Annotated in this window: 15 protein-coding genes; 4 read left to right on the top strand and 11 right to left on the bottom strand. The window is 41.6% G+C overall.

Translation table 11 applies throughout. The annotated features are described in order from the left end of the window. The first annotated feature begins 114 nt into the window (after positions 1-114). Entirely contained in the window at positions 115-951 is an 837-nt protein-coding gene (locus IGK85_RS06125; protein WP_005236722.1) for an AraC family transcriptional regulator, read from the top strand. A gap of 59 nt (positions 952-1,010) precedes the next feature. Here IGK85_RS06125 and mgtE read toward each other — a convergent pair whose 3' ends face one another. The 4 genes from mgtE to IGK85_RS06105 are packed head-to-tail and all read right to left on the bottom strand — an operon-like array spanning position 1,011 to position 4,768. Further along, positions 1,011-2,375 carry a magnesium transporter gene (gene mgtE / locus IGK85_RS06120; RefSeq protein ID WP_005229714.1) on the bottom strand — a complete coding sequence of 455 codons (1,365 nt, stop codon included), beginning with the start codon at positions 2,373-2,375 and terminating at the stop codon, positions 1,011-1,013. A 17-nt stretch (positions 2,376-2,392) separates the two neighbouring features. Next, complete coding sequence (locus IGK85_RS06115) at positions 2,393-3,292, bottom strand: RluA family pseudouridine synthase (RefSeq protein ID WP_008379752.1); 900 nt, start codon at positions 3,290-3,292, stop codon at positions 2,393-2,395. 4 nt (positions 3,293-3,296) lie between these two features. Continuing rightward, on the bottom strand, positions 3,297-4,094 hold the full coding sequence (locus IGK85_RS06110; protein WP_301280263.1) for an NAD kinase: 798 nt from the start codon (positions 4,092-4,094) through the stop codon (positions 3,297-3,299). Between the two features lie 5 nt (positions 4,095-4,099). Next, positions 4,100-4,768, bottom strand: a complete 669-nt coding sequence (locus tag IGK85_RS06105) for a GTP pyrophosphokinase (protein ID WP_005236729.1) — start codon at positions 4,766-4,768, stop codon at positions 4,100-4,102. Positions 4,769-4,964: 196 nt separating this feature from the next. Between IGK85_RS06105 and IGK85_RS06100 the strand changes: the two genes are divergently transcribed. After that, complete coding sequence (locus tag IGK85_RS06100; RefSeq protein ID WP_008379748.1) at positions 4,965-5,543, top strand: CYTH domain-containing protein; 579 nt, start codon at positions 4,965-4,967, stop codon at positions 5,541-5,543. 105 nt (positions 5,544-5,648) lie between these two features. Next, entirely contained in the window at positions 5,649-6,305 is a 657-nt protein-coding gene (locus tag IGK85_RS06095; protein WP_008379746.1) for a DsbA family protein, read from the top strand. A gap of 136 nt (positions 6,306-6,441) precedes the next feature. Here the strand turns inward: IGK85_RS06095 and pepF are convergent, their stop codons facing one another. The 5 genes from pepF to IGK85_RS06070 all read right to left on the bottom strand — a co-directional run bounded on the left by pepF (position 6,442) and on the right by IGK85_RS06070 (position 13,062). Next, positions 6,442-8,259, bottom strand: coding sequence for an oligoendopeptidase F (pepF, locus tag IGK85_RS06090; protein ID WP_008379744.1), 1,818 nt, complete (start codon positions 8,257-8,259; stop codon positions 6,442-6,444). Positions 8,260-8,319: 60 nt separating this feature from the next. Then, entirely contained in the window at positions 8,320-9,318 is a 999-nt protein-coding gene (locus tag IGK85_RS06085) for a competence protein CoiA (RefSeq protein WP_035006824.1), read from the bottom strand. A gap of 100 nt (positions 9,319-9,418) precedes the next feature. Further along, positions 9,419-10,069 carry an adaptor protein MecA gene (locus IGK85_RS06080; protein ID WP_008379741.1) on the bottom strand — a complete coding sequence of 217 codons (651 nt, stop codon included), beginning with the start codon at positions 10,067-10,069 and terminating at the stop codon, positions 9,419-9,421. A gap of 152 nt (positions 10,070-10,221) precedes the next feature. Continuing rightward, complete coding sequence (gene spxA / locus IGK85_RS06075; protein WP_003127030.1) at positions 10,222-10,620, bottom strand: transcriptional regulator SpxA; 399 nt, start codon at positions 10,618-10,620, stop codon at positions 10,222-10,224. A gap of 705 nt (positions 10,621-11,325) precedes the next feature. Further along, entirely contained in the window at positions 11,326-13,062 is a 1,737-nt protein-coding gene (locus tag IGK85_RS06070) for an ABC transporter ATP-binding protein (protein WP_008379730.1), read from the bottom strand. A 244-nt stretch (positions 13,063-13,306) separates the two neighbouring features. On the opposite strand from IGK85_RS06070, the gene IGK85_RS06065 reads away from it, so the two are divergent. Continuing rightward, positions 13,307-14,041 carry an HAD family hydrolase gene (locus tag IGK85_RS06065; RefSeq protein WP_008379727.1) on the top strand — a complete coding sequence of 245 codons (735 nt, stop codon included), beginning with the start codon at positions 13,307-13,309 and terminating at the stop codon, positions 14,039-14,041. A 46-nt stretch (positions 14,042-14,087) separates the two neighbouring features. Here IGK85_RS06065 and IGK85_RS06060 read toward each other — a convergent pair whose 3' ends face one another. Together IGK85_RS06060 and IGK85_RS06055 are read right to left on the bottom strand one after the other, a co-directional pair. Next, a complete protein-coding gene (locus IGK85_RS06060) occupies positions 14,088-17,252 on the bottom strand; it encodes a DEAD/DEAH box helicase (RefSeq protein WP_008379726.1) in 3,165 nt (1,054 codons plus the stop codon). Positions 17,253-17,268: 16 nt separating this feature from the next. Further along, positions 17,269-20,397, bottom strand: coding sequence for an SbcC/MukB-like Walker B domain-containing protein (locus IGK85_RS06055; RefSeq protein WP_008379723.1), 3,129 nt, complete (start codon positions 20,395-20,397; stop codon positions 17,269-17,271). Positions 20,398-20,399: the final 2 nt, after the last annotated feature.

The following is a 20,399-nucleotide window of genomic DNA, read 5'->3' as shown; positions in this document are numbered from 1 at the left end:
GTTTTGAAAAGCGATTTGAATGGTTTTTCTTACTCATTTTGATGTAAAATATTAGTAAGAAGCACCATTCCCTTTTTTTATCGGAGATGGGCACCCAATTGGAGTGAATCAGCCATGAATTTAGTTAACCCTCGGACCTTCAATCCCGAAATCATCTATCTCTTTGACCCATGGACGCAAGCAGAAAGTCATGGAGAAATGCATCATCATGACTTTTTAGAAATCAGCGTCTTGTTAGAAGGAGAAAGTACGTATTATTTTGAAAAAGAACCAGCGAAGAAAATTCGTGCTGGCAGTGTCATGCTTTTTAATCCTGGTGTCGACCACTGCGAATTACAGCCTAAAGGCACTCGCTCCCACCAGTTGCATATTGGACTGAAGAATATTTCCTTGGAAGGATTCAAGCGAAATTTTTTCCCCAACAAACACCCATTGTTAGAATTAGGCAAATACCATCATCAAGTTTTGGAAAAAGCGTGGCAGTTGGTGCGAGAAAGCAGTGAAGAGCGGGATGAGTTTCAGTTGATGCAAAAAGCTGTCTTGATGGAGATGCTCGTCTATATTTTACGCGGACTAAATGAAGACCACATCAATGTCGTTCCTTACCTTTCCAAAAGCCAAAGAAGACAACAACAAATCGTCAACTATACCGTCTATTATTTGGAAAATCATTATAAAGAAGAAATCACCTTGGAAAAACTGGCACAAGATCAATTTCTCAGTCCGACGTACCTTTCCAAGATTTTTAAAGAAGCGACAGGAGTCAGCCCCATTAACTATTTGATAGAAATCCGCCTAAAACGTGCCAAAGACATGCTAAAAAATGACAACCTCACGATCAAGGAAGTCGCCTCTGCAGTTGGCTATCAAGATGCCTATCACTTTAGCAAGTCTTTTAAAAAACTTTATGGCGTCTCTCCTTCTGGGGTGTTGCCAAAACCAAAAAATTAAAAAGCAAGCCAATGATTCTTCACTCGAAGAAAAATCATCGGCTTGCTTTTATTTTTTATTCATTGAATAAAATAGTTCATAAAAAGACTGGCAATATTGAAATAGATCAAAACACTGGTCAAATCACTGAGGGTCGTAATAAACGGACCGCTCGCCACTGCCGGATCAAACCCAAGCTTATCCATTAGCATCGGAATCAAACTTCCCGCTAAGTTGGCTACTGTGATGGCACACATCATAGCCATCCCGATCACAAACCCTAGAATCGGATTTTGTTTCCAGACAGCCACAATAGCAAAAATCGTCAATCCGGTAATAGCTCCTGTGAAAAGTCCTGTAAGCACCTCACCGACCACTGTTTTCATAAAGCTATTTTCTTTATCATCATTGATCGCCAAGCGGCGTACGGCTACCGCTAAAGACTGGGTACCGGCATTGCCGGCAGTTCCGGTGATCAGTGAGATAAAGACGGCGAGAATACTTGCTTCACTAACTAACTCTTCATAATGGCTGATTAAACTGGCGGTTGCCATTCCGAGAAAGAGTAAGGTGATGAGCCAAGGTAACCTTCTCGAAGAAGCTTTGATCGGGTTTTCACTGACTTCTTCTACATTGACCCCTGCCAAACCCGAGTAATCACTGGCTGCTTCATCATCGATAACGTCGATGATATCATCGACGGTCACGATCCCTAATAGGTGATCGTCATAATCGGTGACTGGCAATGCGAGAAAGTCATAATCCCGGAAGGTCTGAGCGACATCCTCTTGGTCATCTCCAACATGAACCGACATCACCCGCTCGTTCAAAATATCAGCAATCATGGTATCTTCATCATTGATGATCAAGTCTCTTAAAGAAATAACGCCCACAAGTTTGTTGTCGGTATCCACGACGTAAATATAATAAATCGTCTCAGCAACATCTGCGGCATTTTTTAAGACATACATCGCTGAACGAACCGTTTGGTTGGCAACAATGGAAACAAACTCGGTTGTCATCAATGATCCAGCTGTTTCATCTTCATAATGCAATAGTTCTTTGATCTCGCTAGCGGCTTCAGCAGTCATCAGACTCAAATATTTGGCCGTTTGTTTCTTGTCCAATGTATTCAGTAGATCGACAGCATTATCGGTATACATCTCTGCTAACATCGTTGCAGCATATGCAGGCCGCATTTCTGAAAGATAGTCCACCATGTTTTCATCGTCTTCTTCAATGACGTCAAACATGTCTGCCAATTCTTTCGGCGATAGATACGTATAGACGATTTGTCGATCGTCTGCTTCTAGAGATTGGTAGAATTGACCCTGCTCGTAGATATGCAGATCCAAGAATGCCTCACGAAATCCCTGGATATCATTGTCTTTTAGTGCTTGATTCAGTTGATCAAATCGTTCGGTTAATTCTTGATTTTCATCCAATCTCTTCACCTCATTTGTTATTGCTTATCGATAGCTGAACAAACAGCGGCCATGTCTGCAGGTAAAGGCAGTTCAAAAGCCAACGGTTCATTCGTAAAGGGATGCTGAAATTGCAGCTGACAGCAATGAAGTGCCTGTCGTCTGATCCCAAAAGCCATTGATCCCCCATACATCTCGTCTCCTAGTAAGGGACAACCGATCGCAGAAAAATGGACCCTTATTTGATGTGTCCGGCCTGTGTGTAGTTGAATGTCGACTAATGCGCAATCTGAATTGCGCTGTTTTAGCCAATACTCCGTACGTGCCTCTTTTCCTTCTTCACTGACCTTGCGTTTCAAAAGCGAGGTCAGGTCCCTAGCGATAGGCAAATCGATCTCGCTATGGGCGGATAATGCGGAAAGATCTCCCGCAACGAGGGCTTGATATTTTTTAACAACTTGCTTCTTCCGTAACTGGCTATCCAGCTTCGCATGGGCAAAGCCGTGTTTTGCAAAAAGCATCAATCCTGATGTGTCACGGTCTAAGCGAGTCACTACATGGATCACTTGATCTTCATAGTGTTGCGCTTGATAGTAGGCCTTGACTCGATTGGCCATCGTGCCAGTCGGATGATATTGCGCAGGAATCGATGAGATGCCAGCCGGCTTATTCACGATTAACAGATGGGCATCTTCATACACAATCTCAATAGGTGTCGGATCAGCCAGCATCGTTTCATGTTCCCCTTCAGGAGGAATTACAATAGTTACCCTATCATTTTGCGCCAAAGAAAACAAGACGTTTTGCTCGTGGTCATTCACAAATATCTTTCCGCCTTGAAATTTTATTTTCGCTAGCAGACCTTTGGATACTCCTTGTTCCTTCAAAAAATATTTGACTTGCTGCCCTTGTCCGGTATATTGATACGTAAATTCCATGAGTTTATTCTTCTCCAATAAAGGAATCTTTGACACGATTCCAAAAATGCATATGCCGATAAGACGCAAAATGAATCCGTTCGTCGGCAATCCGGTAATAGATTGCATCGATTTCTTCTTGCTCGATGGTAAATTGATCAATCGTCACTAAATAGTCGGTACTTTGTTGCAGTTGCACTTTGACCCACTCGTGATGACCCACGACGATCGGTGATCCAAGTGTCCGAAAGACGCGATTGTTCAAAGAAGCAATCTCTGCTAATTGAAACGCATTGATACTTGGGTGCAATACTGCCCCACCAACACTTTTGTTATAGGCAGTTGAGCCGGTTGGCGTTGAGATCGAGAGGCCATCCCCGCGAAACTTTTCAAAGAGGTCTTCTTTAATAGAAATATCGGCAACCATGGTGCGATTGCCGCGTTTGATCGTTGATTCGTTCAATGCCAGGAAATGCTTGTCTGGTTTGCCATTTGCATAAGTGATTCGGACATCCAATAAAGGATAACTGACACTCTTTTGATGGTCATTGCATAAAGACTCTACCAATTCATCCAATTCATAGTCACGCCAATCTGTATAAAAGCCGAGGTGTCCCGTATGGACCCCTAAAAATTGTACTTGATCTAACTTATGGTTGAACAAGTGAAAAGCAGAAAGAAGCGTACCATCTCCACCAACAGAGATCACTAATTCAGGGTTCTCTTGATCGATCTTGTTTTCAGACTGCTCCAGGAGGACAGTTAAACGCTTCGTCACTTCTACTGACTTGCTTTCTTGATTATGGACGATTGCCACGCGGATGCCTTTCATTCTGATTCCTCCTTCGGCAACTTGGGCGTGTCATGTCCGCCGCGTTTGCCTTTCCCATGAGAAAACAACCGCTGTGCCTCTTGGATCTCTTCACGAATATTAGACATCTCTTCATCTAGCTGGTAGGCTGCTTCTGCCGAACGTCGTAGTCGCTCGCTAATTTCATCGGGAAATTCCCCTTGGTATTTGTAGTTCAATGAATGTTCAATCGTTGCCCAAAAGTTCATCGCCAATGTACGAATTTGTACCTCTGCTAAGATAATTTTTTCTCCATCGATCAATTGAACTGGATACTCGATCACCAGATGATACGAGCGGTAACCACTGACTTTTTTATTGGTAATATAATCACGTTCAATAATGACTTTCATGTCTTTACGTGTCCGCAACAGTTCAACGACTTGGTGAATGTCTTCCACAAACTGACACATGATTCGCAAACCGGCGATGTCAGACATTTCTTCTTCAAGACGATCCAGTGCGATTCCTCGTAATTTGCTTTTTGTTAAAATGCTATCTACTGGCTTGACACGCCCCGTGACAAATTCAATGGGAACATGTTTGTTTTGTTCCCGATATTGTTTTCTTATGCCTCTTAATTTTACTTTTAATTCTGAAACCGCCTGTTCATAAGGCGCTAAGAATTCTTCCCAATCTCGAATCATTCTTCTCCCTCGATTCTGTTCATAACATACCTCTTATTCTACCATACTCTTGGAATAAAACTGAATGGACAGAAGTGCAGAAACAAAAGATTTTTTTGTCTGCCCCAATCGTTTCCGCTTTTCTTTGTTTAGTTTCTTTGACGGAATAGCTGAAACAGCGTACACTATGTTTGCAATAGAAAGAGAGTGAAAATCAATGGTCGAACAAGTAGAGATTGAATATAAAACAATGTTGACGGAAAAAGAATACCACCAGTTGCTTGCTTATTACAAATTGTCAGAAAAAGCCTTCAAGACGCAAACCAATTATTACTTTGATACGCAAGACTTTAAACTGCGAGAAAAGCATTTTGGCTTACGCATTCGCACGACTCCTACCAATGCAGAATTAACGCTAAAGACCCCCATTGAACACGGTCTGTTAGAAACGACTGATCCTTTGACAATCGAAACCGCAGCGTCATTGATCGCGTCAGAAAAAATTTTAAAAACAGGTGTGGTTGCTCAACGCTTAAAAGCAGCGAATATCGAACCTGATTCATTACACATGATCGCAGCATTAAAAACGAAACGGGCGGAATTTCCGATCAATGAAGGATTACTTGCTTTGGATGAAAGCTGGTATGGTCAACAGCATGATTATGAGTTAGAGCTAGAAGTCAGTGAGCCAATTCAAGGAAAATTTGCCTTTCAATCGTTATTGCATTCTTTTGGTGTTCCTTACCGACCAGCAAAAAACAAGATCATTCGAGCCGTTGAAGAAAAATCATTGTAGGATGCCCTTTTGCTTACTTTTTTCGCGTTTTTTTGCTATATTTAATAAAACATACTTATTTTGTTTTTCAAGTTACTCAAGAATCTTAATTGGGGAGAGATTCAAATGATCGAACTTTTTTTATTTATTAATCCGATTGGGCCTATTTGTTATGATATCGAAAAAGAGATTCTCAACAAATTAAACACGAGCCGCAAAAAAATCCATTTGCAGATCCTGCCTTTCGTTAACTTGTTTTCCGTAGGTGTTTCAATGGACTATTTGTCCATGAATAAGGCGGATTTGGTCTTGCGAAATGAACAGACCAACCAAATCTATGCTGCGTCATTGGATTATAAAGCAGCCCAGTTGCAAGGAAAAAAAATTGCTCGGGATTTCTTATTGAAACTGCAACAACGGATAGGGATCGAAAAACAGGAATATTGCGACACCTTAGTGAAAGATCTATTTTCAGAAACGAACGGTGATTTAGAGATGTTCCTAGAAGATCGTACATCTGAGTTAGTGAAAAAGAACTTTGCCACCGATCAGAGGGTAGCGAAAGACATGGGCATCACGATCACACCTTCTGCTGTGGTGTATGATTTTTCAAGTGAAGAAGAATATGGGGTCCTTTTAGAAGGATCAGAGGAACTGAGAAGTCTTCCTCTCGTCTGTGGTACAGCAACAGAACTCGATACATTTATGCAAAAAGCTCAGTCTTTGAAAGCACCAAAACTTTCCACTATTCATGAAATTGATCGAGGGTTGATTCTTTTATGAAACCCTATTCAATAGCGACGCTGCGCAGCGAGCCAAACGATGATCTTGTGTTTGGCTCGCTGCGCAGCGTTTTTCATTGCAGGAGGAACAAAAAAAACAAACCAATCCTTTTCGGACTGGTTTGTACTCTTTTCAATTATGCTTCGATTTCTTTTACGAGTTCTTCCAATTCATTCAAGCGTTGCTCAAATACTTTCATTGCATCTTCAATATAATCTGCTTTCGTCATATCTACGCCTGCTTTTTTCATGACTTCGATTGGATAATCACTACGTCCGGCTTTCAAATAGTTCAAATAGTTAGTTAAGGCATCCGGTTCGCCAGCTAAGATTTTCTTCGCCAAAGCAGAAGCTGCCGAAAAACCAGTTGAATATTGGTAAACATAGTAATTGTAATAGAAATGCGGAATGCGTGACCACTCAAGACGAATCTCCGGATCTTTTTCAACTGATGGTCCGTAGTATTTTGCATTTAACTCGGCATAGTTCTCGCTTAAGAATTCACTGGTCAACGGCGTTCCTTTCGCATCTTCCACGTGCATGAAGTGTTCAAACTCGGCAAATTGCGTTTGACGGAAAATCGTTCCTTTGAATCCATCAAGAAAATGATTCAAGACATAGGCTTTGACCCGCGGATCAGTCTCAGTCCGAAGCATGTATTCCGTTAAAATATTTTCATTCGTGGTTGAAGCGATTTCTGCTAAGAAGATCGAGTAATCCCCATAGGCATAAGGCTGGTTATTCCGTGTGAAGTAACTATGCACACTGTGTCCCATTTCATGAACGAGGGTAAAGAGTTGATCCAATCGATCATTCCAGTTCATTAAGATATAAGGCAGTGTGTCATAAGCACCTGAAGAATAGGCACCACTGCGTTTGCCTTTGTTTTCAACGACATCGATCCACCGATTGCTGAAGGCTTCTTCAACTACAGCTAGATACTCTTCCCCTAATGGTTTTAGCGCTTCTTTCGCTTTTTCGACTGCTTCTTCATAGGTATAGCGAATCGATGCTTCCCCTAAAATCGGCGTGTACACATCATACATATGAAGCGTGTCGACAGCCAACAGGCGTTTTCTTAATGCCATATATCGGTGTAATAATGGCAAATGCTGATTAACGACGTCCACTAAGGTATCATAGACACTTTCAGGAATATGATTGGCACTCAAAGCGGCTTGGCGTGCCGAGTCGTATTTACGGGCTTTGGCTTTAAAGTTGTGGGCTTTGATATTCGTACTTAAGGTTTGGGCAAAGGTATTGCGGAATTGCTCATAAACGCCATAGAGACCTTTAAAGGCCGCTTCCCGAACAGACCGATCCGTGCTTTCCATCAACTCACCGTATACACCATGAGATAGCTGTACTTTTTCCCCGTTTTCGTCTTCAACTACTGGAAAATCCAAATCAGCATTGTTTAAAACAGAAAAAATGTTGCCGGATGCTCCAAAAATTTCGCCTGCTCCGGCCAATAGCGCTTCTTGATCGGCAGGCAAAACATGGGGCCGCTCGTTAATAGTTTTTTCGATCATATGACGATAAACAGCTAGTTTCGGTTCTTGATCGAAATAGCCCCAAATCGTTTCATCGGACATCGTCAATAATTCGGGATCAAACCAAGCAACGGCTTCACTTACTTGCGCAACTAAACTGCTGGCTTTCGCATATAAGCCTTGATAAGTCGTATTAGCGGTATCTTGATCATTTTTCAAATGACTGTAAACATACAGTTTCTCTAAACGGCGAGAAAGATCTAAGACAAATTCTAAAGCGGATAGGAAGGCTTGTGGCCCATCTGCTAAAGTGCCTTGGTAACTGCTAGCTTCTTTAAGCTGTGCTTGGATTTCTTGAAATTCTATGTCAAAAGCCGCATCATCGGCATAGATTTTCGTTAAGTCCCACGTTTTTTCGACTGGAATCGATTCACGTGCTGGTAATTGTTTTGTTTCTGACATTCCCTTCACTCCTTGTTCATTGGTTAAAAATATCTTATCACACTTTTCAACGAAACCAAATCATTGGCTTGAAAAAGAAACCGAATTTTCTAAATATTGGCATTCTTGAAAGATTTCTCTCAATATTTCTCTTTGATCAAGCAAAGGAAAGCACCATTGCCAATGCAGCTTCCTCAACTGAATCAACCACTGTTCAAAACTAATGGGACATTCACTTAAATAGAGAAAGCGAAAAATCAGTATGTGGTGTTCAAATAAAAAGCCAAACCGACTTTCACAATAGCACCAAAGAGGCAACTGTGAGACATTCCCATTCAACGGGTATACTATTTCTTGAATCTCTCTGATTTTAGGCAGTCTGTTTCGCAGTTTTCGAATCACCCACAAACGATAATCGACCGCTACCCATTCAATAGAATGGTGGGTATCTGATTCATCTGCTTCGTACAAAGGTCGAAGTGTCTCTTTCCTGTATGGCTCCCCTTTTTGTATAGCGCTTCGTCGACTGATTACCCCTTCTTGATAGTGCCATTTGATTTGGTGCAGCCGCACCAATGCCTGATTTCGCGTATCAATGAGCCACAAGCAAAAGCCAGTAGACGGATAAGTACAGCAGGCTTTTGCCAAAAGCGACCAATGGCGTTTCGGATACATTTTGGTCCCTAGGATCCACCAAGGCTGATAACCATTTGCTAAATAAGTGCTGGTTCGTTCCAGAAATCGTGAAAACTTGAGTGAAGAACACTGGACTTCAACGGCAATATTTTTGTAACAGAGATCAGGTCGCTGCTGAAGTTGCGGCAAGTAGGCTTCAAGTTCAATATCCATCTCTTGATACCATTCAAACAAAAGTTGTTTTGCTTCCAAGTGCTCCTTCGTCTCCCCTTCACTGTATGTCTGACAATCAGTGGTGGCTTGATGGGCAAAGTGGGACTGTCGCTTAAGTCCTTGCCTCAAAATCACTTCTTTCTGACAGCCTGGGCAATAAAAAGGGCCCGAGGATTTCTTTGCCCCTTTCGCTAGGATGACTTCTTTTCTTTGGTTCAACGCTTTCAACATCTGGCTCACCTCAATAAGAGGTACGCCAGATTCGTCAAACACAATTAAAAAAGCCAAAAACATTGTCAAAATGTCCTTGGCTGGAAATGATTTTCATTCATTAATCATTCTTGAAATAGAAACGAGTCAATTCAAGTGCATCGTTTTCCATGATCAAATCACCGTATTCTGATAAAACTTCGGGCGTCACTGAAGTCCTTTGGGCAAATTCCATCAAATAAGAAAGTGCATTTTCCACTTCAATATCAGTAATATCTGCATCCATAAATCGAATTTCAATATAATAATGATTGCCCATTTGGTAAAGATTGGTTGCAACGGAATCCAAATATACTTCGGATGCCAATTGAATCATATCTTCGAATCGCAACAACTCGAATACAAAACGATTGCCGATTTCTTCTGCTTGCTCTGACTCTTGTAATTGAGCCGCCACATGTTTTTTCAACATATCGGTAATGTCTTCATTCGCTTCATCGTTCATTTCATCAAAATTTTCCATTCCTTCTGGTGGAAGATTTTTGCTAATAAACAATTCTAACCCATCGCCTTTAGGCAAGACTTGGAAAGTTACAGCTTCACTGCCTTTAAATTCTTCGTCAATATCAACTTCTTCAAGAATACTGTAAAAGAAGTTTTCAATTTCATTGTGATTTCCTAGAAGGTCAAGAAAAGTGATGCCTCTCGCAGCTAAGTCTTCACTTTTGATCAATACACGAATGGTGTTCTCATTGATATGTTCCATTTCCATATTAGCTACACCTCACTTTTGCTACTCACTATAGGTTCATTGTATCGAAACCTGATAAAAAGTAAAGAGAAAACGAATATCCTCTTAAGAAAAACGTAAAAACTCAAAAAAAGACTCACTTTCTACGAGAAAGCGAGTCGATGAAGTCAAATTTATAAGCCTGCCATTAATTGCGCTTGTCTTAGTTCCAGTTGGCGAACATCCCTAGGTAAGAACCGACGAATTTCATCTTCGTTAAACCCAACTTGCAATCGTTTTTCATCGATCATAATTGGCCGACGCAATAATCCTGGATTTTCTTGAACAAGTGTCAATAAATCTTTTAGGGGCAGGTCATCTAGATCCATATTCAACTTTTGGAATACTTTGGATCTGGTGGAAATAATTTCTTCTGTGCCATCTTCTGTCATTTGTAGAATTGCCTTAAGCTCAGAAATATTTAACGGTTCTGAAAAAATATTTCTTTCAACAAAAGGGATTTCGTGCTCTTGTAACCACGCACGAGCTTTGCGACAAGATGTGCAACTTGGGGAAGTGTATAGTGTCAACAACGTGCATCTCTCCTTTTTAATTTTCAATCAAGCAAGTCCTGTTCCCTCGCTTGATTTCAATTATACAGGTTTAACTAAAAAAAATCTAGTCTAAATCTCATATTTTTTAATAAAACTCGAAAGTTATATTAAAAGCGAAACCTTTTAGGCAAAAGGTTTCACTCAAAAAGTTTATTTTTAAATGAGAAAAATCAAATTTTTTTTTAATATTACTTCTTTTATACAACAGTGTGTCAAAGGTGTATCAAAAAGATGTCAGAATATTAAAATACTCTTTTAGTTGAATCCCGCGTTTTTTAATTTCCCCTCTGTAATTACATGTGTAATCAAAAAAATGGAGAAAAAAACCAAGTCCATGGCTCAATCGTTTTCAAAGGAAAAATTTCACGATCCCTTGTTGCCTTGGAAACGACAGGGCTACAATAAAAATATATGTTATTTTTTCCAGAGAAGATTCTCAACCAATGTCTTCATTCTTGATTCCATTGTATCACATTCCTTTTTAATCAGAAAACCATACAAGCATTTCTGTCATAATCGACAATAAAACAGTAGGAGAAATGAATATCTGCTTATAAATGAAAAGGGTTTCTCACAAAAATTTAGTGAAAAACGATCAACCTAAGAAACCCGTCTTTTATGCTTTTTCCTGACAAAGTATAAAAAGACTAGTGTTTTCTTGGATTGATCGTTCATTTCTTTCTTCTAAGGGAGAGAAGGTTCTCCATCACGAGCGAATTGCGCATCATGCAATGCGCGATAATGTCCCTTTTTCGCCATCAAATCTTCATGGGTCCCCTCTTCTAAGATGCCTTTATCACTAACGACAATGATGCGTGTCGCATGTTTGATCGTTGCGAGGCGATGGGCAATGATCAAGGTTGTACGGCCATCTGCCAAAGAATTCAATGACTCTTGAATCACTTGCTCGGTTTCCGTATCCAACGCTGATGTTGCTTCATCTAATATCAAAATCGGCGGGTTTTTTAAGAACATCCGAGCAATCGCTACCCGCTGCTTTTGACCACCGGATAATTTGACTCCTCGTTCACCGATGACCGTATCTAACCCATCCGTCATTTGATCGATGACCTTTTCTAAGTGTGCTAATTTAACTGCCTTTAAAATCTCCTCTTCTGTTGCATCAAGTTTGCCATAAGCAATATTTTCTCGAATCGTTCCCGGGAAAAGAAAGACATCTTGCTGCACAGTCCCAATCTGCTGACGTAAAGAAGCCAAGGTCATCTCCTGAATATTGATGCCGTCAATCGTAATGGCGCCTTCAGTGACTTCATAAAAACGCGGCAACAAGTTGCATAACGTGGTTTTCCCTGAGCCACTTTGCCCGACGAAGGCGATCGTCTCGCCAGCTTTGATCGATAAATCGATGTGATTCAAGACTTTCGTCGCATCCGCATAAGAAAAAGAAACATCTTGGTAGACGATATCCCCTTTTAATGATTGAACAACCCGTGCCCCTGGTTTGTCTTTGATCGTCGGTTCTTTATCCAATTCTTCGGTCAATCGTTTGAAGCCAGCGATGCCTTTCGGATAGCTTTCAATCATCGTATTGACCTTCTCAATTGGTCTAACAAAGACATTCGATAATAAAATAAACCCTACAAACTGGCCATTCGTCAGTTCACCACGAATCACGTAGTAAGCACCAAAAATCAGAGCAAACAAGTTGATCAAGCGAATCAGAAAGTAATTATACGCTGAGCTGATCGCCATTACCTTATAAAAAAGGATCTTCGATTGCCGATAGATTTCGCTCAATCCATCAAAGCGTTTATGTTCGAACGTTTCATTAGCAAACGATTGGGTCACTCGAATACCGCTAACAGATGCTTCCACTCCGGCGTTGAACTCACCGAGGTTGTCATAGATCTGTGTATTGACTTTGGTCATTTTCTTATTGAAAAAAACCAAGGCAATCGTAATCAATGGAATCAACGCAAATGTCGCTATCGCTAATTGAACGTGCATATTCAACATCAATAGGAATGCCCCCACCAAAGTCATAATGGTAATAAAAACATCTTCTGGCCCATGGTGAGCGACTTCAGAGATTTCAAAGAGATCCGTGGTCAAGCGACTGATCAGCTTGCCGGTCTTTTGATTGTCATAATATTCAAAAGATTGGGTCTGCAGATGTTGAAACAGTTCTTGACGCATATCTGTCTCAATATTGACCCCAAGTTTATGACCATAAAAAACCACGATATATTGCAACACAGTATTGATCACATAAAACAAGAACAAGCCTAAGCAAGCCAATAGTATCAAGCGAAAGTTGTTCTGGGGCATGATCTTATCGATTACTTGGTTGACGGCAACGGGAAAGGCCAGTTCTAATAAACCAGCAAATACCGCACAAGTAAAATCTAGCATAAATAGTGACCGATACGGTCGATAATAACGAAAAAACCTTTTTAACACATTTCCCCCTCCTCAATAGCTTTCATTATAAGCAACTCTTTGAAGAAATGCAAAATGAGAAACATGTGAAAATGGGTAAAATTCACTATAATTTTGAAAACCTATCAAGACGCGGATTTCTAAAAACAGTAAATAAAACCTTTATTTCACAAGGCTTTCCCTCTTTTTTTTAGAGTCATAATGGCTTATGATTGATTCGAAAACAAACTGAAAATTTTCACTAACTCTGAAAGGCGTGTCTCTTTTGATCACTAGTATTCTTTTTGATGTCGATGATACCTTATATGACCAGCAACAACCATTTCGTAATGCCATAACCTCATGCTTTCCACAAATTGCCCGCAAGGACCTAACCGCTCTTTATTTGCGTTTTCGCGTACATAGCGATGAACAGTTTGGAAGGGTATTGGCGAATGAATGGACGCTGGAGCATTTTCGTTATTACCGGCTGACTCATTCTCTAACGGACTTAGGTTATTTCCCTATTACTATGGAAGAAAGCTGCCAGTTTCAGCTGTGCTATGAACAAGAACTAGATGCTATCACGCTACATCCAAAAGTTGAGTCAACCTTGAGTTATTTGTCCAAATTGCCAATCAAATTAGGAATTATTACTAACGGTCCCACCGACCACCAACAAAAGAAGTTGAATCAGTTGCAACTGACTCGATGGATCAAACCAGAGCATATGATCATTTCACAAGCAACCGGTTATCAGAAACCAGAGCTAGAAATTTTCCAATTGGCAGAAACCGCCTTTGCTCTTGATCCAGAAACAACACTGTACGTAGGTGACAACTTTGATAATGATGTAGTGGGCTGCAAAAAAGCCGGTTGGCAAGCCTTGTGGTTCAATCATCGTCTTCGTCAGGCGCCTAATGGATTGGAAGATTTGCCCGATGTGTCGATCACTGCTTTCTCGCAGCTCCAAGAAAGTATTGACGCCCTCTTGCAGCTTCCTGCATACGCCTATAACTAAAAAACATGGACCTTCGCTTCAAGCGGGTCCATGTTTTTTTGAATGCTTAATGTTCTTCGCCGATACTCAAAATTAAGCGAATATCTTCTTCGGTCATTTGTTGAAGTTGGGTTTCATTGCCTTGAATCACTTTTTGGAAAAGCTCACGTTTTTCTTGTTGCAATGCATCCATTCGTTCTTCAATGGTTCCTTCGGCGATCATTCGCCAGACTTCGACTACATTTTTTTGACCAATCCGATGGGCTCGTCCAGCGGCTTGTTCTTCCACTGCTGGGTTCCACCATAAATCGTATAAAATCACTGTATCTGCACCAGTCAGATTTAGTCCAGTTCCTCCTGCTTTTAATGAGATCAAGAAGACATCTTTTTCGCCACTATTAAAAGCATTGACCATCGTCAAACGATCTTGCGGCGGTGTGCTGCCACGCAAATAGAAGGATTCAAACCCTTCCTGGGCTAATTCTTCTTCAATAATCGAAAGCATACTGGTGAACTGAGAAAATAGCAGGACACGACGGCCATTTTCTTTGGCTGCTAAGAGTAAATCTTTGACCTGCTCAAGTTTCCCAGAAGACCCTTCGTAGTCCTCCACGAATAATCGAGGGTCACAGCAGATTTGCCGTAGACGAGTCAAGCCAGCTAAAATACTGATCCGATTTTTGCGGAAAGACGTAGAATCCATTTGCGCGATTTCTTCTCGCATTTGTCGCAAATACGCCAAATAAATTTTCTTTTGTTCCTCTGTTAGGACACTGTAATAATTTGTTTCCAGCTTTTGCGGTAAATCATGTAACACAGATTTTTTATCTCTTCGCAAAATGAAGGGTTTGATCATTTTTGCAATTTCCTGTGTAGATAGTTCCTTAAATTTCTGCTTGTTGGGGAAAAAGCCTGGCATAATCATTTGGAACAAGGACCACAATTCTTCTAAATTGTTCTCGATCGGTGTGCCACTGAGGGCGAACCGCTGCGGAACTTCCAAGGATCGCAATGCCTGTGCCGTTTTGGTCGCGCTGTTTTTGACCATCTGTGCTTCATCTAAAATCAAACACGATAGCTCTAGTGCTTGATAGGCATCAATGTCCTGACGCAAGCTTGCATACGAAGTAATTCGGACGTCCGCTGATTGCGCCATCTGCGCTTCTCGCTCTTCTTTCGTTCCACTGATGACAGTCGCTGAAATTGAAGGTGCGAACCGTTTGATTTCTTGCTGCCAGTTGAATGTTAGACTGGCTGGCGCCACGATCAACGCATTCAATTTTTGATGCTCTTGTTTCTCAGAAAGCAAATAGCTAATGGTTTGGACGGTCTTCCCTAACCCCATTTCATCAGCAAGAATGCCGCCAAATTGATAATGGCTCAACATTTTTAGCCAACGAAAGCCAACTTCTTGGTACTGCCGCAACTCAGCATGCAAGTTGTCTGGCAACTGTGCCTCAAAGTTTTCTGGATGGATCAAATCTTTCGTCATTTGCTGAAAGCCTGTGCTAAAACTCGCTTGATCGGCAAACTGTTCTTGCAGTAATAGCCCTTGATTCAATGGGACTTGGATTGCCCCGTTTTTCGTATCTAACGAGAGCCGCAATTTTTTGAGGGCAGCACTTGCTTCTTGAAACTCTTCCGACTCCAGCGAAAGAACTTGCCCATTTTCTGTGGTATAAAATTGCGCAGATTGCAACAGACTCCGCAAAACATCGTTGATCTCTGATTCTTGAATGCCGCTAACATCAAACTTGATATCCAACCAAGAACCATTCTCTTCAATCACGATTTCTGGTCGATGATGCTGGGCATCAAGGTAGAGTTCCCGCAGCTTCTTGCCGATCCGCACTTCCCCTAATTGTCTCAAGACCGGGATCTCTCTCGTAAAAAAGGTATAGAGTTGCTCACCTAGTGGTAGATTTTTTTGCCAATTTTTGCTGCTGGCTTGATAGCCAAAGGTTTCAATAATGGCTTCGATCCGTGCTTCTTGTTGGAAATCACGTAAAATCTCTGGATGATTTTCTGGCATGTATTGATGTTTTTCATCACTTGAAAAAACGACTTCTCCATAAGTAAAATCAACTTGTAGATCTACTTGACCTTTGATTTTCCGCAAGGAGAAAACTGCTTTCAATTCAGATTCTTCGATGTCATTTTGAACCTCAGGAGCCACTTGGACACGCCCAATTTTTCGCAAATAAGGCAAAACTTTCATAAAGAGATTCGCCAGCTCTTCTTTTGGATAATCAATGATTGGCTGTTCAAAACGTTTAAACAGCTGCTGCATCGTGACATAGATCTCCTTTTGCTCGACAGTCAATTCATAAAATGTTCCGTCCAACAGCCCCCAGTTATAATAACTAAGTAAGTGGTCGAAGTCTTTTACGAACTGCAGCGGAAAATGATCCGCTTCTTTTGTAACTGAAAACGTCAATGGTTCCCCCGATTGGAAGTCTACTTGGTTGACCTTGGTTTCACCAATGGTGATTTGCGTGTAGACATCATTGAATTGCAATAGCAGTTCCTTGCCGAATTCAACGGGCAGCAGCAAGTATTTTTTGTCAAGTTTGCCATTGATTTGAATGCCCGCTTGCCCCATTAATTGTTGGGTTTGCGCGATTCCTGTCAATCGATTCAATAAAGCTCGATTTTTCTCATCAAAGGCATCCGCAGAAAGCAAAAAGGTCTGTTGCTTATTGGCCGCATAGTGCTTGTTCTCTTGATACATCTGTAAAAATTTGTAAATGTTTTTGACGACATAGGTCCTGGCCGTGCCGCGATGCCCGACCTTCAAAGAGACCCCTAAGATATCCATCTCTTGGTGATAAGGATTTGTCGCAATCGTATCTACCCGAAATTCAATCTGTAATGGTTTACTCGCTTCTTTTTCGCTGTCTAAGCGGGCAAAACCATTGGAAAACATCTCTGAAGCAGAAAAGGCTTTTTTGATGGGGGTTTGTTCATTGATTTTTCGTGTTTTTCCTTGTTGGCGTAAATAGAGTTCGACGGCCACCGTATGTTTGCAATAATGATGTTCTTCCCAATAGGGACATTGGCAATAATCCACTTCTTTGGCAGTAGCATCCAAAGTAACTAAATACAATTCTGTTCCGAGTACTTCTGCATGCCACACATTTTTTTCTTTATCCGGGGTGACAGACAGGACACGGCCTTCATTAAGATACGTTCTCCCCCGCTCGATTACTTTTTCTGGAATACTCCACTTCATAAGAGCCCTCCTCTCCTTATTCTTTTATTCGGATCCGGCTTTGCCCGCTGCCGTTGGTTTCTACGAACACTTGCTGCAGGATCCTTGCCCGCAGTTCTCGAACATGACTGATGATCCCAATCATGCGCCCTTCATTTTCGATCATTTCTAATGCTTCCATCGCCATTTCCAATGATTCTTCATCAAGCGAGCCAAACCCTTCATCGATGAAAAGTGCTTCGATCTCAATCCCGCCAGCTCGTTGCTGGATCACATCTGCTAAAGAGATTGCTAACGCTAAGGCTGCAATAAAGCTTTCACCGCCTGACAGTGTATGTGCTCTTCTGACTTGACCGGCATTATCGTCATAGATGTCAATTTCTAAGCCTGTTGAGCTTCGATAGCTCCCAACTTTATCCGCTAATTCAAATTGATAGCGGCCACGGGTCAAACGGGACAAGCGTTCATTGGCGACTTCTAAGATCTCCGTCAAAAATTGTTGCAACACATACCGTTCCAAGCTGGTTTTCTTCGTGTTTTCGCCATTGATGGTTTCTGCCAACTGTTGGAGTTGGCCTAATTGGGCAAGTTCTTCGACATTTTTCTGATAAATGGCTTGCAACTCGTCAAATAACCGTTGATTGCTGTTGACCTTCTCCTGTTTGCGAACCGTTTCTTGCTGTAATTCCTCCATCACAGTCTGCAACTGAAGGTAGGTCGTTTCCAATTGGATTAAATCCATTGCCGCCTGCTCTTTTAATTGGGTATCTAGCAATATCAGACGCTGTTGAACAAACGCCGTTTCTTGCTCATAGGTTTTGATTTCTTCTGTCAGAAGGGTTGTTTGAGGAGCTTGGGCAATCAATTCCCGCATTGCTTCTTCAGTCATCGCTGCTTCTTGCAATCGTTGCATCAGCCGTTGTTCTGCTTTCGCCTTGGCGGCTTGCTTTTCTTCGAAAAATTGTTGTACATTCTTCAACTTCTCTGAAAGGATCGCTTGCTGCTCTTTGATCTGTGCTTCTTGCCGTGCATCCGCCTCGATTTGTTGCGTATATTCCCTTAGTAAAAGATGAATTGACGTTAAATCGGCTTGTAGTTGTTGGTAAGTAGCACCAGCAAGTTGTTCTTGCAAAGAGGCCAATTTTCCTGCCGCAAGTTGGCGCGCTTCCTCGGCCTTTTTTGCTTGCTCACTGACTTGCTGATAGGATTCATCTAACTTTGTCAATTGCCCCTTTACTGCCTGATATGTTTTTTGCGCTGCTTCGTAAGAGGAGGCTTTTTGCTGATTGAGAGATTGTCGTTGTTTTAATTCCTGTGCAATCGTTTCTTCAGTAAGCTTCTCTTGCGTTTCGAAAGGCTGTAACCTAGCGTATGCCTGCTGAACGTCGTTCCAAGCAGCAGCCGCTTGCTTTTCCGCCGAAACGCTTGTCGCTTGCCATTCATTGATCCGCAATAACGCTTGTTCTTGAAGCGTTTGATTTGCCGATACCTGCTGTTGGACTATCGTCAATTTTTCTTGCATTTGCTCAAGTCTTTGCTCACTCGCAAGAATGTCCTCAATGGGATAGGTCGTATGCTCCTGTGCATTCGGATGATCCAAGGATCCGCAAACCGGACAGGGTTCATTTTCTTCCAGTAAAAGGCGAAGCCGCGCAATTTGCATTCGAGCATTTTGACTGGTTTCTTGTTTTAGCGTTTTTTGCAGCTCCAGCAAGGATGCTGTCAATTGCTGTTGTTCAAGGACTAACTCCGAATGAATTTGTTGCTGTTCCCCTGCTTTTTGTTCTGCTTCACGAACCAGTGCCTTTGCTTGTTGCCATTTTTCAATTAGCAATTGTGTTTCAGCTAGTTTTAATGCTTCTGTTTGAAATGTTCTTAACGTTTCAATTTTTTCTACCAGTTGCTGCTCTTGTGTTTTGGTGTTAGCAAGCACTTGAGTAATTTTGGTCAATTTGCCCGTTTGCTGCTGTGCTGCTTTTTCCTGCTGTGCCACTTCTTCTCGCTGCTTTTCTGTGCGTTGCGCCAATGGAATCTGCTGCTGGATCTGTTGGCTTCTTTGATTGGCAGCTTCATGCTTTTTCTTAGTCTCTTCGATCAACGGTCTTTGTTCTTGCCAGCTTACTTGTTGCCGCTGAACATCTTGCAACAGCTGCTTCGTTTCGTCGATTTGCTGTGCTGCTTGCTGCGCTTCATTTACGCGTTCTTCTTTTTGCTGCATGATTTCTTGATGTTCAAGCGCCCACACAAGTTGGGTCAATCGTGCTTTTTTTTGATCGATCTCGTTTTTTTGGGCATTCAACAGTTGTGCTTTTTCTTGTAGTTCTTGCCATTCGATCCGAGCATTTTCGATTTCTTTTGCACGGTAAAAGGCATCTTGCGCAGCTTTCATTTCTTGCGTTGCCTTGTCTTTTCTCTGCAATAACTTTTGAAGTTGAATCTGTTGTTTCTCTAAATCTTGCGCCCATAAAGTCAGACATTCCGCAGCCGTTAAAACTTCTTGCACTTCTTCCCATTCAAAACGCTCCATGATCTGCGAAGCGACTAGTTGCTGATGTTCAAGCTTTCTACTTTGTGCTTTGACTTGCTCTTTTAGCCATTCATTAAATTGCTGGTACATTTCTGTACCAAATAGATTTCGTAAAACCCGTTCTTTCTCGTTACTACTGGCAATCAGAAAATTACGAAATTCTCCTTGCGGCAACATCATGATTTGAAAAAACTGTTTTGCATCCAGCTGCAGCAGATCCTTGATAAACGCATCAACTTCTGTCCGTTTACTGATCTGCTTTTTCTCTTTGCCATCGGCGTCAAAAATCGTCAATTGAACTTTTGCCGTTTGGTTAGTGACACCGTCACCACGTTTTTTTGCTAACGTCTGTTCCGGTTTCCGTTGGATCTGGTAGGTAAAACGCTGATGTTCAAAAGTAAACGTGACGCTGGTCTCTTCGGTTGGTGAAGCAAACATCGATCGCATTTCTTTGCCTGAGCGCAGATTCCCCGATGTTTCACCGAACAAGGCAAACGTCATTCCATCGAAAATAGTCGTTTTTCCTGCACCAGTTTTGCCGCTGATCAAAAACAACCCGCCAGCTTGCAGCTGACTAAAATCCAATTTTTCATCAATGAATGGACCAAAATTTTTCATTTGTAAAGACTTCGGTTGCATGA

Source organism: Enterococcus sp. AZ015 (genome assembly GCF_050499225.1).
Lineage (GTDB): Bacteria > Bacillota > Bacilli > Lactobacillales > Enterococcaceae > Enterococcus_D > Enterococcus_D entomosocium.
The sequence above is the reverse complement of the archived record's forward strand: the minus strand, read 5'-3'. Positions and strand labels throughout refer to the sequence as shown.